General features: G+C 29.2%; 1 protein-coding gene. It reads right to left on the bottom strand.

Features of this window, described 5'->3' with window-relative positions; genetic code table 11:
- Positions 1 to 323: 323 nt before the first annotated feature.
- The coding region (locus tag IDG60_RS02190; RefSeq protein ID WP_206160452.1) for an HAD hydrolase family protein at positions 324 to 513 on the bottom strand (190 nt) is incomplete at its 5' end.

Raw genomic sequence — 513 nt, 5'->3', positions numbered from 1 at the left:
TAAGCATGACTGGACACAAACAGCTAAATAAAATCAAGATGCTTGCAGTGATTTTAACAATTAATGTTAGATTGTCACTGCATTTTTTAATGCATTCGTTATTATTCAGAATGATCAAATTTATTTATCTACCTTCAGTGACTAGTTAATACTTGATTTATTCAAAAAATATACATTTACTCTATTCGTTTGATATCATTACTAATCTAAAATATGTATTTCAAATCCTCCATAGTATAACTGAAGTCATTTTCACAAAAATAAAAAGCCTTAACCACAAGATATCTTATTCAAATATCATGTGTTAAGGCTTATTTTAAAATTTATAACAATTTTTTGAGCGCATGTGGAATACCATTTTCATTATGATCCAACGTAACTTCATTTGCATATTGCTTAAGTTCATCTGATGCATTCCCCATAGCAATAGCTAGACCTGCGACTTCAAACATTGATTTATCATTCATACTATCACCAAAAGCAATGACTTGATCCACCGAATATCCCAATTTG

The sequence above is a fragment of the Staphylococcus sp. EG-SA-2 genome, from assembly GCF_017152085.1.
This window is presented reverse-complemented; position numbering and strand designations above follow the sequence as displayed.